Origin of the sequence: Borreliella americana (genome assembly GCF_021043605.1) — a bacterium.
GTDB lineage: Bacteria > Spirochaetota > Spirochaetia > Borreliales > Borreliaceae > Borreliella > Borreliella americana.
On record NZ_JAJNFB010000003.1, the window covers coordinates 59,538 to 75,122 of the forward strand.

13 protein-coding genes and 1 tRNA gene are annotated in these 15,585 nt (G+C 30.0%); 11 read left to right on the forward strand and 3 right to left on the reverse strand.

The window, feature by feature from the left end; all coding sequences use genetic code 11:
• Positions 1 to 14 precede the first annotated feature (14 nt).
• Complete coding sequence (locus tag LRB30_RS01555; RefSeq protein WP_231018698.1) at positions 15 to 1,916, forward strand: methyl-accepting chemotaxis protein; 1,902 nt, start codon at positions 15 to 17, stop codon at positions 1,914 to 1,916.
• A 41-nt stretch (positions 1,917 to 1,957) separates the two neighbouring features.
• Here LRB30_RS01555 and mnmA read toward each other — a convergent pair whose 3' ends face one another.
• The gene (gene mnmA, locus LRB30_RS01560) at positions 1,958 to 3,025 is read right to left on the reverse strand and encodes a tRNA 2-thiouridine(34) synthase MnmA (RefSeq protein WP_231013829.1); all 1,068 of its coding nucleotides are present in this window, start codon (positions 3,023 to 3,025) and stop codon (positions 1,958 to 1,960) included.
• 93 nt (positions 3,026 to 3,118) lie between these two features.
• Between mnmA and LRB30_RS01565 the strand changes: the two genes are divergently transcribed.
• The 6 genes from LRB30_RS01565 to mvk are packed head-to-tail and all read left to right on the forward strand — an operon-like array spanning position 3,119 to position 9,400.
• The gene (locus LRB30_RS01565; RefSeq protein WP_231018699.1) at positions 3,119 to 4,342 is read left to right on the forward strand and encodes a hydroxymethylglutaryl-CoA synthase; all 1,224 of its coding nucleotides are present in this window, start codon (positions 3,119 to 3,121) and stop codon (positions 4,340 to 4,342) included.
• Positions 4,326 to 5,390: a type 2 isopentenyl-diphosphate Delta-isomerase gene (gene fni, locus LRB30_RS01570; protein WP_231013827.1), complete on the forward strand. Its 1,065-nt coding sequence runs from the start codon at positions 4,326 to 4,328 to the stop codon at positions 5,388 to 5,390. Before LRB30_RS01565 ends, fni begins: the two co-directional genes overlap by 17 nt.
• Positions 5,380 to 6,648, forward strand: a complete 1,269-nt coding sequence (locus LRB30_RS01575; RefSeq protein WP_231018700.1) for a hydroxymethylglutaryl-CoA reductase, degradative — start codon at positions 5,380 to 5,382, stop codon at positions 6,646 to 6,648. Before fni ends, LRB30_RS01575 begins: the two co-directional genes overlap by 11 nt.
• A complete protein-coding gene (gene mvaD, locus LRB30_RS01580) occupies positions 6,632 to 7,570 on the forward strand; it encodes a diphosphomevalonate decarboxylase (RefSeq protein WP_231018701.1) in 939 nt (312 codons plus the stop codon). Before LRB30_RS01575 ends, mvaD begins: the two co-directional genes overlap by 17 nt.
• The gene (locus LRB30_RS01585) at positions 7,561 to 8,514 is read left to right on the forward strand and encodes a GHMP family kinase ATP-binding protein (RefSeq protein ID WP_231013824.1); all 954 of its coding nucleotides are present in this window, start codon (positions 7,561 to 7,563) and stop codon (positions 8,512 to 8,514) included. Before mvaD ends, LRB30_RS01585 begins: the two co-directional genes overlap by 10 nt.
• A complete protein-coding gene (gene mvk, locus LRB30_RS01590; protein WP_231018716.1) occupies positions 8,504 to 9,400 on the forward strand; it encodes a mevalonate kinase in 897 nt (298 codons plus the stop codon). Before LRB30_RS01585 ends, mvk begins: the two co-directional genes overlap by 11 nt.
• An 8-nt stretch (positions 9,401 to 9,408) precedes the next feature.
• Here the strand turns inward: mvk and LRB30_RS01595 are convergent.
• Together LRB30_RS01595 and LRB30_RS01600 are read right to left on the reverse strand one after the other, a co-directional pair.
• Positions 9,409 to 9,482: transfer RNA gene (locus LRB30_RS01595), tRNA-Val, on the reverse strand.
• A 43-nt stretch (positions 9,483 to 9,525) separates the two neighbouring features.
• Positions 9,526 to 9,993, reverse strand: a complete 468-nt coding sequence (locus LRB30_RS01600) for a BB0689 family surface lipoprotein (RefSeq protein ID WP_231013823.1) — start codon at positions 9,991 to 9,993, stop codon at positions 9,526 to 9,528.
• An 84-nt stretch (positions 9,994 to 10,077) separates the two neighbouring features.
• Between LRB30_RS01600 and napA the strand changes: the two genes are divergently transcribed.
• The 4 genes from napA to ffh all read left to right on the forward strand — a co-directional run bounded on the left by napA (position 10,078) and on the right by ffh (position 15,580).
• Positions 10,078 to 10,614: a Dps family protein gene (gene napA / locus LRB30_RS01605; protein ID WP_231013822.1), complete on the forward strand. Its 537-nt coding sequence runs from the start codon at positions 10,078 to 10,080 to the stop codon at positions 10,612 to 10,614.
• Between the two features lie 73 nt (positions 10,615 to 10,687).
• Positions 10,688 to 12,697 (forward strand): elongation factor G, encoded by a 2,010-nt coding sequence (gene fusA / locus LRB30_RS01610; protein WP_231018702.1) that lies wholly within the window; start codon positions 10,688 to 10,690, stop codon positions 12,695 to 12,697.
• A gap of 277 nt (positions 12,698 to 12,974) precedes the next feature.
• Complete coding sequence (gene badR / locus LRB30_RS01615) at positions 12,975 to 14,183, forward strand: host adaptation transcriptional regulator BadR (RefSeq protein ID WP_231013820.1); 1,209 nt, start codon at positions 12,975 to 12,977, stop codon at positions 14,181 to 14,183.
• Positions 14,184 to 14,245: 62 nt separating this feature from the next.
• On the forward strand, positions 14,246 to 15,580 hold the full coding sequence (ffh, locus tag LRB30_RS01620) for a signal recognition particle protein (RefSeq protein WP_231018703.1): 1,335 nt from the start codon (positions 14,246 to 14,248) through the stop codon (positions 15,578 to 15,580).
• Positions 15,581 to 15,585 lie beyond the last annotated feature (5 nt).

Genomic DNA, 15,585 nt, shown 5'->3' on the forward strand with positions numbered 1-15,585 from the left:
AAGAGGTGGTTAGTATGAAGCTGAAAGCTAGGATGTTGCTACTTGTTCTTGTTCTTATAGCATTCTTTATATCAATTTTGTTTTTTATTTTTGGAATGATGATTAATAGTAAATTAGTAGATCAGCAATTTGATCTTATGATGAATCTTATTGGAAACATTAAAAATTCTTTTAACCTTTATATTTCTTCAATGGAAGAGAAAGTTAGGGTTAGTTCTATGTATTTCAACTCTGTTGAAAAGTTTAATGAGGCTAGTAAAATCAAATCCAAAAGATTGAGTTTTATCTCAGATCAATCTGAAATTCTTGTTCAAACCGGCAGCAATATGATGGTCACAAACAAAGAAGGTAAAATAGTTTTTACTACGGCTGTTAAGGACAATAGCGATTTTGGCAAATCTATTGGGGATAGAGAATATTTTACAAAGCTTAAAGAGTCTCAAAGTATTGTTTACAATTCCTTTGTCATGTTGGCAGATCCTGGGTCTATTGAGGAGTCTTTAGTTAAAGATATCTCCAAGATAAAAAATAAAAAAGGCCAGATTCCTTATATATTAATAGGTATTCCATTAAGAGATTTTGAAACAGATGACATTTTTGGTTATTTTATGTTTTTTTATTCAATGGATTATATACATAGGTCTTTTAGGGGAATTAATTTTGGAATACTTTCTAGCGGTCGTGCGCTAGCTTATGATACTACGGGTAGATTATTGGTTCATCATACAGTATTGCCAGGTGACGTTTTGACTGATATTAGTGCTTCTTATTCCAATATTATTAAGAAAACATCTGAGGATTTGTTGCAAAAGAATAAAGAAATTTCAACTGTATATTATTATGATCCTAATAGCAGTAAGAAATATGTGGGAATTAGTCAAAAGGTGTTATTAAAATTGTCTAACAATAGATTTATTCTTTTAATGAGAACTTCAGAGGATGATTTTAATTACATGTCTCGAGCTACAACTATAATCTTAGCAATTAGTTTTGTATTTACATTGTTTATGCTTGCTATTGCAACTCTTTATCTTGTGAAAAAGTTAAGCTCTTCTTTGAATAAGATACTTGAATATTCTGAGCGACTTGCTTCTGGTAATTTTACTGCTGATATTAATTTTGGTAAATGGGATACTGTAGAGCTTTATAGTTTGTACGAAGGTCTTGAGCAATTGAGAACCAATTTTTCTTCAGTTGCAAAAGGAGTCATTGAAAATCTAGATTACCTTTATGAAAATGCGATTCAAATAGCAAATGCAAGCCAGAATTTGAGTTCTGGTGCTGTTGAGCAGGCTTCTACTTTAGAGCAAATGACAGCAAATATTGAGCAAATATCACAAGGTGTTTCTGAGAATACTGAAAATGCATCTACCACTGAAAAAATTGCTGTTAATACTAATGAAAGGACTAAAGAGGGGCATAAATCTGTTGTTAAAGCTATTGAGGCAATGACTGTAATTACTGAAAAAATTGGAATTATTGATGAAATAACAAGACAAACCAATTTACTTGCTTTAAATGCCTCAATTGAAGCTGCACGAGTTGGAGAAAAAGGTAAGGGGTTTGAAGTTGTGGCTGCTGAGGTTAGAAAGCTTGCAGATCAAAGCAAAGAATCAGCAAAAGAGATTATTGATATTGCAAACAGAAGCTTAACTGTTGCAAGTCGTGCTGGGGAAAATTTTGAACAAATAGTTCCTGGTATGGAACAAACGGCCAGACTTGTGAAAAATATTTCTAATGAAAGTTATAAGCAAAGTGTTCAAATAGAGCAGTTTAAGAATGCAATAGAGCAAGTTAGCCAGTTAGTTCAGACCACAGCTTCAAGTAGTGAAGAACTTTCTGCAATGTCTGAAAAGATGTTAGAGAGCGTAAAAGATTTAAAAGAATCCGTTGATTACTTTAAGATCGAAAAGTAAGTTGAAGGTTTTAAATTTTTTATAACTTTTTGGTAGAATTATTATTCTATGATTTTTAAAATTTTAGCACCTCCCAGGCATTCTGTATTTTTATAAAAAATTGCAAATTGTCCTGGAGAGATCCCATGGTTTTTTTTGCTTAAAGAAATTTCCATTAAGTTGTTTGTAATAAGTTTTAATTTGCATGAGTATTTCTTTTCACCATGCCTTATTTTAATTTTTAAATTTTCAAAGTTTGAAGGTGTGTCGTTTATCCAATGTATTTCGTGAACTAAAAATTTGCGTTTTGCTTGTTTTAAATAATTTTCGTTATGGGATATGTATATAATATTTTTTTCTAAGTCTTTTTCTATAACGAACCATGGTCCGTTGCTAAGCTTTATTCCCCTTCTTTGTCCAACCGTAAAAAACCAATATCCGTTGTGAATTCCTATTATTTTTCCTGTTTCTTTTTCAATTATATTTCCTTTTTTCTCTCCAAGATGGTATTTGATAAATTCGTTATATTTAATTTTTCCTAAAAAGCAAATACCTTGACTATCTTTTCTATCTTTGTTGGGTAAATTTATGCTTTTAGCCATTTGCCTTACTTCGCTTTTAAGTAATGTGCCCAAGGGGAAGTATAGTCTTGACATTTGTTTTTGAGAGAGATGAGATAAAAAGTAGCTTTGGTCTTTAATTTTATCTTTTGCCTGTTTTAAAAAAAATTTATTATCTTTTCTTTGTATTTTAGCGTAATGTCCTGTTACAACCAAATCATATTGACCACTGATTTTCTCAAAAAATATTCCAAACTTTATCCTTTGATTACAAAAAATATCTGGACTTGGGGTATTGCCATTTTTAAGTTCTTCAATGGTATAGCTTACTACTTTGTTATAATATTCTTTTTGAAAGTTTATTATTTCATATTGTACATTAAATTTGTTGCATATAGCTTCAACATAATTTAAGTCTTCTTGCCAAGGGCAGTTTCCAATATAAGACAGTTCATCTTCAACCCAAATTTTTAAATAGTAGCATTTTATATTTGAATATCCTTTGTTTATAATTCTATAAAGGGCAACAGAGCTGTCAACTCCTCCAGATAAAAGTACGGCTATTTTCATAAACTTCCATTTTTAGGTTTTATTATATAAGATTTTGCTAATTTTTGTAAATTGTAATATAATATTTATGTCCATTAATTCATTGAGGCATATATGAAAATAGGTATTAGTGATATTAGAATTTTTCTACCTTTAAATTATTTAGATTTTTCTGTTCTTTTGAAAAATCCTTTATATTCTTCTAATGAAGTTTTTTTAAAAAAAATCAATAGAGCAATAGATGCAACTTTGCAAAAAGGTTTTAGGTTTACCAGTCCTAATGAGGATAGTGTAACTATGGCAAGTTCTGCTGTTAAGCTTATTTTTGACAACAATAATCTTGATTTAAACAAGATTAGAATGCTTTTAGGTGGAACTGAGACAGGAGTTGATCATTCAAAGGCCATTTCTTCTTATGTTTTTGGAGCTTTAAAGCAGTCTGGTATTTGTCTAGGAAATAATTTTCTAACTTTTCAGATTCAGCATGCATGCGCCGGTGCTGCTATGTCTTTGCACACTGTGGCAAGCGTTTTAAGCCATTCTAATAATTCTGAATATGGGATAGTTTTTTCTTCAGATATTGCGCATTATAGCAATCTTACTACGGCTGAGATTACTCAAGGAGCTGGTGCAACTGCGATTTTGATTGAAAAAAATCCCAAACTACTTTCAATCAATTTATCTGAATTTGGGGTTTATACCGATGATGTTGACGATTTTTTTAGGCCTTTTGGAAGCGTTGAAGCTAAGGTGCGAGGTCAATATTCAGTTGAATGCTATAATAATGCAAACGAACATGCTTTAAGGGATTTCGCTTTTAAAAAGCAACTTAGCATGAAAGATTTATTTTCTAATTATAGGTTTGTTTTGCATGTTCCTTTTGCTAAAATGCCAATAGACTCAATGCATTATATTTTGAAAAAATATTATAGCGATGATGAATCTGTTAGAAATGCTTATTTAGAATCAATAAATTTTTACGATGGAGTTGAAGCTGCTATAGAAGTGGGGAATTTGTATACAGGTTCAATTTTTCTATCTTTAGCATTTTATTTAAAAAGAGTATTTTCTAAAAAAGATATTACAGGGGAAAAGATATTGTTTTGTTCTTATGGATCTGGCAATATTATGATTATTTATGAACTTACCATTGAAAAGAGCGCTTTTGATGTTATTAAATTGTGGGATCTTGATGGGCTTATAAAAAATAGAAATAATGCAAATTTTGAAGAATATAAAGATTTTTTTCAAAATAAAATAGTTCCTGGTGAATCCAGAGGATTTTATTTAAAAGAACTAAGGAATGATGGATACCGAGTTTATGGGTATCGAGCCTAATATATTAGAAAATAAAAAAAGGCATATTGAGATTTGTTTAAATAAAAACGATGTTAAAAGTAGCTGCAATTTCTTAAAGTTTATTAAGTTAAAACACAATGCTCTTAGCGATTTTAATTTTTCCGAGATAAACATAAAAGAAGAGATATTTGGATACAATATTAGTATGCCTGTTTTTATTTCTTCCATGACAGGGGGCAGTAAAGAAGGGAATAATTTTAATAAATCTTTAGTTAGAATTGCAAATTATTTAAAAATTCCTATGGGCTTAGGTTCTTTTAAGCTTTTGTTTAAGTATCCCGAGTGTATAAAAGATTTTGCTCTTAAAAGGTATGCTCATAATATTCCCTTGTTTGCCAATGTTGGCGCTGTTCAGATTGTTGAGTTTGGTATTTTTAAAATAGCTGAAATGATCAAAAGATTAGAAGTTGATGCAATTATTGTTCATCTTAATGCAGGACAAGAATTGATGAAGATTGATGGAGATAGAAATTTTAAAGGAATAAGAGAGTCAATAGCCAAATTGTCTGACTTTTTAAGTGTTCCATTAATTGTCAAAGAGACGGGTTTTGGAATTTCACCGAAAGATGTTAAGGAATTATTTAGTCTTGGCGTTTCTTATATTGATCTTGCGGGAAGTGGTGGAACTAATTGGGTTTTAGTAGAAGGCATGAAGGATAATAATCTAAACATTGCATCTTGTTTTTCTGATTGGGGCATTCCTTCTATTTTTACTTTACTTGGTGTTGATGATTCTTTAAAGGCTAATATTTTTGCATCTGGTGGATATGAGACGGGTATGGATATTGCCAAAGGTATTGCTCTTGGGGCTAGACTTATAGGTGTTGCAGCAGTTGTTCTTAGGGCTTTTTATGATTCAGGAGAAGATGCTGTATTTAATCTTTTTTCTGATTATGAACATGTTTTAAAAATGTCTATGTTTTTAAGTGGAAGCAAAAGTTTATCAGAACTTAGAAATAATAAGTATTTTTTGAGTAGTTATTTGCTTGATGAATTTGGAGTCTTTAAGCAGTTTTATGGAACTTAGTAAAAATTTTAGACATAAAAGTGTTTTAGAAAAAAGGAAAGAGATAAAAAGTTTTTTGGAATTATCCTTTAAAGATTTTTTTTATAATAATGCCAATGAAGATTTTCTTTTCAATATGATAGAAAATTATATTGGATATTTATCTTTTCCTATTGGAATTGTAAAAAATTTGAAAATAAATGGCAAATACTATTCTTTGCCAATTGCAACAGAAGAATCTTCTGTTGTTGCTGCCCTAAATTTTGCAGCAAAGATTTTTGAAAATGCTGATTTAAGGTATTCTTTGGGTGAAGTATTGGGAATTTCTCAAATTTATATAAAATCGGAGAAAGATTTAAGTAAAATTTTTGTTGACCTTGATGATAGAATTAAGACTTGGATTGAACCTCTTTTAACCAATATGAATCAAAGGGGGGGGGGATTTAGAAGGTTGTCAACTAGGCACATTAAAGAGCTTGGTATTCAAAAATTAAATATTTATGTGGATACTTGTGATGCTATGGGTGCTAATTTGTTAAATTCAATTGCAGAGCGTGTAGCCGAATTGATTTTTTTAGAATTCGGATATGAATGTGTTTTAAAAGTTTTAAGCAATGATATTAGTGAATTTACAACCAAAGCTCGCTTTGTTTTAGATTTAAATCATCTTTTACCGGGCAAAGAGGATTCTTGGAATTTGGCTAAAAAAATTGAACTTATTTCTAGTATAGGTTTTTACGAAGAGGAGCGAGCTGTTACTAACAACAAAGGCATTATGAATGGAATTACAGGGGTGTGTCTTGCAACTTTTAATGACACAAGAGCTATTGAGGCCTCTGTCCATAGATTTGCTTCAAAGAGCGGCAAATATCTTCCCCTTAGTAAATTTTATGTGACTGACAATGCTTTAGTTGGAGAAATTGAAATTCCTTTGCAAGTTGGAATTAAGGGTGGAGTTATGTCTTTTAGTGAAGCGTCGCTTTTAAGTTTTAGAATTATGAATGTAAATAGCAAGAGTGAATTTATTGGTATTCTTTCTTGTGTTGGACTTGCTAGTAATTTTGCAGCATTAAAGGCTCTTGCATTTAATGGGATTCAAAAGGGCCACATGAGATTACATGTTAATAAAATACTCCATCTTTTAAAGACAAAATATAATATTTCTGATTTCGAGAAAGATAAATTATTATTGGAAATGGAAAGAATGAATGTTTATTCTTTTAATTTTGCTTTTAAAATTTTGAATAAAATAAGGTTAAAGAATGAAAATAAGGTGTAAAGTTCATGCAAGTTTGGCTTTAATTAAATATTGGGGCAAGAAGGATATTTTTTTAAACATTCCAGCGACTTCTAGTCTTGCTGTTAGTGTTGGTAAGTTTTATTCAATAAGCGAACTGGAACTTTCAAGTCGAGATGAAATAATTTTAAATTCAAAGCCAGTTATATTAAAAAATAGAGAAAAGGTGTTTTTTGATTATGCAAGAAAAATTCTTAATGAACCAAATGTTAGATTTAAAATTGAAAGTAAAAACAATTTTCCAACAGCAGCAGGCCTTGCAAGTTCAAGTTCAGGTTTTGCTTCTATTGCTGCTTGTATTTTGAAATATTTTAATAAATATTCTTGTAATAGCGCATCTAACCTTGCAAGAGTAGGATCAGCTTCTGCGGCAAGGGCTATTTACGGGGGGTTTTCTATTTTAAAAGAGGGTTCAAAAGAATCTTTTCAATTAAGAGATCAATCTTATTTTAATGATTTGCGAATAATATTTGCCATAATCGATAGTAATGAAAAAGAATTGTCTTCAAGAGCTGCAATGAATATTTGCAAACGACATGAATTTTATTATGATGCTTGGATTACTTCTAGTAAAAAGATTTTTAAAGATGCTTTATATTTTTTTTTAAAAAAAGATTTTATACATTTTGGAGCAAACGTTGTAAAAAGTTATCAGAATATGTTTGCCTTAATGTTTGCATCTTCTATTTTTTATTTTAAAAATAGTACAATAGATTTAATTAGGTATGCCGCTGATTTGAGAAATGAGGGGATTTTTGTATTTGAGACAATGGATGCGGGCCCCCAAGTAAAGTTTCTTTGTTTGGAGGAAAATTTAAATACTATTTTAAAAAGACTTAAGCAAAATTTTACTGACATTGATTTTATTGTTTCAAAGGTTGGGCGTGACTTAGAATGGATTTGATTAGGTTTTCTGTACCCGGAAATTTACTTTTAATGGGGGAGTATACTATTTTAGAGGAAAAGGGATTGGGGTTGGCAATTGCTATCAACAAGAGAGCATTTTTTTCTTTTAAAAAGAGCCATTCTTGGCGCTTTTTAAGCAAAAAGAAAGAGATAGACGATTTTTCTTTAATAGAAAATAGGAACGATTTTGTTTTTAAAATGTTTGTCTACTTGAGTCAAAATTGTTTTTTAAATCTAGAGAACTTTGCATATGATGTATATATTGATACGAGTAATTTTTTCTTTAATGATGGAACTAAAAAGGGATTTGGCTCAAGCGCTGTTGTTGCTATTGGCATAGCGTGTGGGCTTTTTTTAATTTATAACGATACTAATGTTATTGATAAGGATAAAATTTTTAAATATTGTTTGGAAGCTTACAGACATTCTCAGGGAGGGATAGGTAGTGGATATGATATTGTTACTAGTATTTTTGGGGGTGTTATTGAGTTTGAAGGCGGTTTTAATCCTAAATCCAGACAGCTAAAAGCTTTAGAGTTTAATGATTTTTATTTGATGCAGGGCTTGCAAGCAATTAAAACCACTGAGTCTATTTTTAAGTACAATAAACACAGAGATTCTATTTTAGATTTTATATTGAAATGTAATTTAAAGATGAAAAAGCTTGTTTTAAATGTTAGCAATTCTAAATCCGAATTAATTACTAGTTTAAGAAGGGCTAAAGAATTAGGATTGGCAATTGGGGAAGTAATAGGAGTTTCTGCGGCTTTGCCCGCAAGTTTTGATCACCTTGTAAATCAATGTGATTTGATTAAAGCTTTGGGAGCTGGAAATGAAACTTTTTTAGTTTACAGACCCAATATTAAAGCTTTTGATTTGTCAAAAATTGTTCCAATTGTTTTAGAGCATGAAGGTATTAAGTTTGAAAGCGATAAATTCTAAGATAAGAAAGCCTGCTAAAATATTGTTCTTAGGCGAACATAGCGCTGTTTACGGGTTCCCAGTTATTGGAGCTACAGTTCCAATTTATATGGATCTGGTTTATAGTGTTTCTAAAAATTGGAAATATTTGGGAAAACCTAGCACAAGATTAAATAGCCTTATAAATTTTATTGTTTCAAATTATAGCAAAGTTAATCCGATTGAGTTTGCTATAATTTCTGAAATTCCTATTGGAGTCGGACTTGGTTCTTCTGCCAGTCTTAGTTTATGCTTTGCAGAATATATTACAAGTCATTTTGAATATAAGAATTGTAATAAAATTGTGTTGGCAAATCAAATTGAAAACATTTTTCATGGCAAATCTTCTGGAATGGATATTAGACTAATTGATCTTGGTGGAACTTTTTATTTAGAGAAACAAGAAGATGTTTTACATCCAAAAAAAATAAAAGATTCTGGTTTTTATTTTTTAATAGGAGCGATAAAAAGAGATTTAACAACTAAAGAAATAGTTGTTAAATTAAAAAAACGTCTATTATCCAATGCCGATTTATTTGTTTTTATTGAAAAGCTTGGTTTTACTGTAAGCAAATCTTATGTTTCTTTTCAGAATAAAGATGTGTATTCTTTAGCTAATGAAATGAATGTTGCACAATATTGTTTAAAGCGTTTGGGGTTGTCTAATGATACTCTTGATTGGCTCATAAGTAGGGGGATCAAATTGGGAGCTCTTTCTGGAAAGTTAAGTGGCGCTGGTAAAGGAGGAGCGTTTATTTTTCTTTTTGAAAGTCTAAAAAAAGCTAATACAGTGCAAAAAGAATTAAATAACATGCTTAAGAATTCTAAAATAAAATTACTTTTAGAACTAAAGGTAATTGAAGCTTAAATTATTTTTGGGCCCAGAGAGATTCGAACTCCCGACATCCTGCTTGTAAGGCAGGCGCTCTGACCAACTGAGCTATGAGCCCTTTTACTGCTAATAAGTAGTATACAGCATAAGCTTTAATGGTGTCAATTCTTATATGTTCTTTTTCCAAAAAGAACTACAAATATATTTATATTGTCAGGCGTTTTTAATCTATAGCCACCCATTTTATTTGTATCTGTATTAATAAGAGCTTCTTTGTGGCTTGGACTATTAAGCCATGCATTAACTACTCTGTTAAGTTCAATTCCTGATGCCAGTATTTCTCTTGTTAAAGTAAAGGATTGGTCGTATTTATGTATTCTTTGCATTGGGGTTGTGCCAAAAAGGGTATGAGTTAGCGTTCTATTTTCACCCAGTTTAATAGCATATTCTTTTGCAACTTTTTCAAGGGTATCATCTATTTCTAAATGGTTTAGATTTAAAGTTTTTCTCAATTCAGCAATTTCTGTATATAAAATTTTTATATCTTCTTTTGTATCTATTGGGTGAATTGTATTTAAATTGCATGCTTGAGATAAAAGCAGTGTAAAAATTATAATCAATTTTTTCATTAAATATCCTTTTTGCTTATTATGGTATTAAAACCATAATTATATCTCATTATGTATTATAATAATTATATAAAGGAGATACCTATGGAAAAGTATTTAAGCTATATAAAAAAGGATGATTTAGACGCAATACAATTAAAATTACAAGAATTGTTAGCAAGTTTGCATATTTTTTATTCTAATTTAAGAGGTATTCATTGGAATATAAAAGATATCAATTTCTTTGTTATTCACAAAAAAACTCAAAAACTTTATGAATATATTGAAAAAATTATTGATATTGTTGCAGAGCGCTCAAGAATGCTTGGATATGATTCTGAATTTAGATATTCTGAGTTTATGAAAAAATCCTTTATTAAAGAGCTTGATATTGAATCAACTTCTAATTTTTTACCTTCAATGCAAAGCATTGTTTGCAGTCTTGCTGAGATTTTGAAAAATATTTTTGGGATGAGAAAATTGATTGATACTGCCGGTGATTATGGTACTGCTAATATTATGGATGATATCATGAGTGATCTTGAGAAACATTTATGGATGCATAAGGCATTGCTTGAAAATTGCGATTGTTTTTGTCACGATGAGAATGAAAGTAAATGTTGTGAGTGTGATGCAAAATAGCAATTTTATTAAAAGGTTTAACTTGTGTTAATGAGTTTATCTGTATTGAGGCTGTGGTAGTTGTTGGGGATTTATGAGTATTAGAAATATTGGAATTATGGCTCATATTGATGCTGGAAAAACTACTACTACAGAAAGAATTATTTATTATACTGGCAAAAGTCATAAAATGGGGGATGTAGATTCAGGAAATACTATTACTGACTGGATGCCTCAAGAGCAAGAAAGAGGAATTACTATTAGTTCAGCTGCCATTACTTGCCATTGGAAGGATTGCCAAATAAACATTATTGATACTCCTGGGCATGTTGATTTTACAGCAGAAGTTGAAAGATCTCTTCGAGTTCTTGATGGGGGTGTTATTATTTTTAGTGCTGTTGATGGAATTCAAGCTCAAACAGAAACTGTATGGAAACAGGCAGAAAAATATGAAATCCCACGACTTGCTTATATTAATAAGATGGATAGAATAGGTGCTGATTTTTTTAAAGTTGTGGGAGATATTGAAAATAAGTTTAAAACCACTCCTTTGATTTTGCAAATTCCAATTGGAAATGAAAGCAATTTTGCAGGAGTAGTTGATATTATTTTAAATAAAGAACTCCATTTTTCAATGGAAAATGGAGTTCCAAAATTAACTTATAGTCAAATTAGAGAAGAATTTGTTGAAAAAGTGATTTTTTTTAAAAAAAAAATAATAGACATTCTTAGCCAATTTAGTGAAGAAATTACTCAATTGTTTCTTGAAGACAAAGATATTGGTTTAGATATTCTTAAAAAAGAAATTAGAAGAGGCACTATTTTTAGATTTATTGTTCCTGTTTTAATGGGAACTAGTTTGAAAAATATTGGAATAGAACCTTTGATTGATTCGATTGTAGATTACTTGCCAAGTCCTTTTGAGAAAAGTTTTAGTGCTTTTTCTTTAGATACAAATAAAAAAATTTTAGTTGATCCTAATGAAAATAAGAAATTGTCAGCTCTTGTTTTTAAAGTTCAATATTCAAGCGTAATTGCTTCTCACCTGTATTTTGTTAGAGTTTATTCTGGTGAGATTAATTCTAATAAAAAAATTATCAATGCTTCAAATGGTAAGCGTGAAAAGTTTACAAAAATTTTTAGAGTTTTTTCAAATAAAAATGAACAAATAGATTTTGTAAAAACAGGCGATATTGGTGCTGTCTTGGGATTAAAGTTTTCTGTTACAGGAGATACCCTTGTTGAAGAGGACAATAATGTTTTACTTGAATCTGTTATGTTCCCAGAGCCGGTTGTTTTAATGTCTGTTGAGCCTGAAAGATCATCAGATGAGGTTAGACTAAAGGAAATTTTTGAAATAATAGCTAAAGAAGATCCTACCTTTAGTTATTCTGAGAGCAAAGAAACAGGGCAATTGATTATATCTGGAATGGGTGAATTGCATCTTGAGATTATTTTGACAAGAATTAAAAATGAATTTAATCTTAATGTATATACAGGAAAACCCCAAGTAAGTTACAGAGAAAGTGCTGGTAAAATTGTAAAAGAAGTTTTTGAGTTTAACAATATTTTTGCTGGCAAAAATATTGATTTTAAAATTGAAATGATCATTAAACCTTTGTCACGAGGCGAAGGAAATAAAATTGATTTTGAATGTAGTGTTGAACCTGTAATTAAGTCTGCAATATTGAGGGGAATTACATCCGCATTTGTAAGTGGAATTTTTGGATATCCTATTATTGATATTAATGTTAGTATTTTTTCTATTGTTTGCGGGGCTAATAAGATTAGCGAGAATGCTTTTGAGTCAATTTCAGGATTTGCCTTTCACAGTATTTTTCAAAAATCAGAGCCTATTAAACTTGAGCCAATAATGTTATTAGAAATTAGAACACCCATTGAGCATACAGGAGAAATTATTTCTACATTAAATGTTATAGGGGGCGTCATTCATTCGGTTAGCAATATTGGAGAGTATGATTTAATAAAATCAGAGGCGTCGTTTGAGAAACTTTTTGGGTATGCTTCTATTTTAAGAAGTTCTACTAAAGGAAGGGGCAGCTTTACTATGGAATTTTCTTATTTTAAAGAAAAAGTAAGTTAAAGTTATTAGTTTTTAAGGCAAAATGGCTTTTCTTGTGTTTATTATTTTTAAACCCAATTAATTTTATTGATGAGTTTTTATGTAAAAATGATTTTATTCCCTTTTTTGTTAAGCTTTAAGTTTTTGATATTTTATGAATGTTATATTATGATGTAAAATATTTTTTAGCCTTATAAAGGCATGTTTGTCTTTATAAGAATAGATAGAATATTGTATTGGTTTTTTTGATATGATATTTTATAATATTTTTTTATTTTAAAAATAAAGGAGGTGTATTATGCAGGGTGAAAATATGGTTTCAATTAGAGGCGGAAATAGAAGAAAAATTCTTCTTAGTTTGAAAAATATGCAATATTCAAGAACAGACTTGGCTCGTAAGTTAAGCTTAACAAATGCTGCAGTTACTATTTTGACTAATCAAATGATAAAAGAAAATCTTTTGATTGAAGTTGGTTCTAGGGTGTCTGATGTTAAAAAACATGGACGAAAAGAAATACTTCTTGATATTAATAAAGATTATGCGTATTCAATGGGAGTTATTATTTCTAGCAATTATTTTCAAATAGGTATTGCTAATCTTAAATGCGAGGTTTTAATAAGCGAAACTCATTCTTTTGAGCCTCCAGTTAGCGCTTATGATATTTTAGAAAAAATAAAAGATCATATGATAGAAATTATTTGGAAACACAATTTCTCAAGAGATAAGTTTATTGGCTTAGGTTTTAGTATTACAGGGTTAATAAAAGACAAAGAATTGGGCATTGTTAATGACAGTTATGGAGCGTGGATTGAAAAAGATGTTCCTGTTAAGAGAATACTTGAGGAATATTTTTCACTTACAGTTTATATTGAAAGTTATGTTAAAAATTTATCTCTTGCCGAATTTATGGGTAAGAATATAGATAATATTATGTTTTTTGACTACACAGATACTGCTGAACTTTCAATTTGGTCAGGCGGCAATGTTTATCCTGGTTTTAATAATAAATCAGGTATGGTTAGTCACATGATAATTGATTATGAAGGAGAAAAAAATTGTCCAACTTGTGGTAATAAGGGTTGTGTCAATATGCTAATATCTAATTTTGCTTTGCAGAGATTGATTTCAAAAGAGTTTATGAATGGTGAGATTCCCGAGCTTTATGAAAAGTATGAGGGTAGATTGAAAAAAGTTACAATATATGACATTTTTTCTCTTTATGAAAAATATGATTTTATAAATAAAATTATGCAAGATACTGTTAAGTATTTGGCAATAATTATTATTAATATTCAAAGAATGCTTGATTTTAATTATTTAGTACTCTATGGCCAAAGTTTTAAATTAAAAGCTTTTTTTGATTTGTTAAAAGAAGAGATTAAAAAACTCAATAAAGAGAATATAGTATTAAAGCTTAGTTTATTAGATACTGAAGTTTCTGTTGTTGGACCTGCGTCTAGTGTTATTTTTAATAAATTTTATTTGACTGGAGGAGATATTGATTAATATTGACTTTTTTTGTATCTTATATTTGACAAGATTATTTTTGAGAATAGGGGTTATTTTTAATGCTTGAAAGTTTGGGGTCGAATTTTAGAAATTTTATAAACTACCTTTCTGGAAAATCTACGATAAATGATAAAAACATTTCAGAGGCTATTGAAATTATTAAAAATTCTTTAGTTGATGCTGATGTTAATTTAAGAGTTATAAGGCGTTTTTTAAATTCTATAATTGAAGAATCCAAAGGAGTTAAAGTTTTAAGGGGTATTGATCCTAAGTCTCAGTTTATTAAAATTGTCAATGATAATCTTGTTAGATTTTTGGGAGGCAAAAGTTATGAGCTTAGTTTACATCCTGCCAATAAACAATCTTATATTCTTATGCTGGGGCTTCAAGGTTCTGGTAAGACTACAACATGTGCCAAGCTTTCTTTAAAGCTTAAAAAGGAAAATAGAAAAGTTCTTATTGTAGCTGCTGATACTTTTAGAGCAGCGGCGGTAGAGCAGTTAAAAATATTGGGAGGCCAGGTGGGTGTTCCAGTCTTTTCAATTGAAGGGGAAAAAGATCCTATTAAAATTGTTAAAGCGTCTATGAAGTTTGCCGAATCTAATTTTTTTGATTCTATAATAGTTGATACTAGAGGGCGACTTGAGATTGAATCTTTGTTAGTTGAAGAAATAAAAAAAATCAAGGGGATTTTGCAACCCACAGAAACCATTTTAGTGGTAGACTCTATGATGGGTCAAATTGCTGTAAATATTGCTAAGGAATTTAATGAGAACGTTGGACTTACTGGTGCAATATTTTCTAAGTTTGATTCAGATACTAGGGGAGGAGCCGTATTATCTTTTAAAAGTATTTGTGCAGTTCCTATTAAATTTATTGGTGTTGGAGAGAAAGTCGAAGATCTTGATTCCTTTTATCCAGAAAGAATTGCTTCTAGAATTCTTGGCATGGGGGATGTTGTTAGTCTTGTAGAGAAGGTTCAAAGTGTTGTTGACAAAGAAGAGGCTATTAAGCTTGAAGAAAAAATTAAAAAAGCCAATTTTAATTTTGAAGACTATCTGAGTCAATTCAGGCGCATTAGACAAGTAGGAGGGTTTTCTAATTTTATAAGTTTTTTACCAGGTGTTTCAAAGTCGATGCTAAATAGTAATAATTTAAATGAAGAAAATTTTAATAAAGAAGAAGCCATTATTCTTTCTATGACCAAAAAAGAAAGAATAAATCCAGTGATTTTGAATAATCCCTCAAGAAAAAAAAGAATAGCCTTGGGAAGTGGAACGACTGTTTTTGATGTTAATAAGCTCATAAAAAAGTTTAATCAAACAACTTTGATTATGAAAAAGATGAAAAATAAAGATTTTCAAAGCAAGATTGCATCCCTTTGGGGAAAATAAGGAGG

Bases quoted from the DNA above. Each gene is read 5' to 3' on its own strand.
- LRB30_RS01555 (WP_231018698.1), top strand. From the start codon at position 15: ATGAAGCTGAAAGCTAGGATGTTGCTACTTGTTCTTGTTCTTATAGCA.
- mnmA (WP_231013829.1), bottom strand. From the start codon at position 3,025: ATGAAAATAGCCGTACTTTTATCTGGAGGAGTTGACAGCTCTGTTGCC.
- LRB30_RS01565 (WP_231018699.1), top strand. From the start codon at position 3,119: ATGAAAATAGGTATTAGTGATATTAGAATTTTTCTACCTTTAAATTAT.
- fni (WP_231013827.1), top strand. From the start codon at position 4,326: ATGGGTATCGAGCCTAATATATTAGAAAATAAAAAAAGGCATATTGAG.
- LRB30_RS01575 (WP_231018700.1), top strand. From the start codon at position 5,380: ATGGAACTTAGTAAAAATTTTAGACATAAAAGTGTTTTAGAAAAAAGG.
- mvaD (WP_231018701.1), top strand. From the start codon at position 6,632: ATGAAAATAAGGTGTAAAGTTCATGCAAGTTTGGCTTTAATTAAATAT.
- LRB30_RS01585 (WP_231013824.1), top strand. From the start codon at position 7,561: ATGGATTTGATTAGGTTTTCTGTACCCGGAAATTTACTTTTAATGGGG.
- LRB30_RS01600 (WP_231013823.1), bottom strand. From the start codon at position 9,993: ATGAAAAAATTGATTATAATTTTTACACTGCTTTTATCTCAAGCATGC.
- napA (WP_231013822.1), top strand. From the start codon at position 10,078: ATGGAAAAGTATTTAAGCTATATAAAAAAGGATGATTTAGACGCAATA.
- fusA (WP_231018702.1), top strand. From the start codon at position 10,688: ATGAGTATTAGAAATATTGGAATTATGGCTCATATTGATGCTGGAAAA.
- badR (WP_231013820.1), top strand. From the start codon at position 12,975: ATGCAGGGTGAAAATATGGTTTCAATTAGAGGCGGAAATAGAAGAAAA.
- ffh (WP_231018703.1), top strand. From the start codon at position 14,246: ATGCTTGAAAGTTTGGGGTCGAATTTTAGAAATTTTATAAACTACCTT.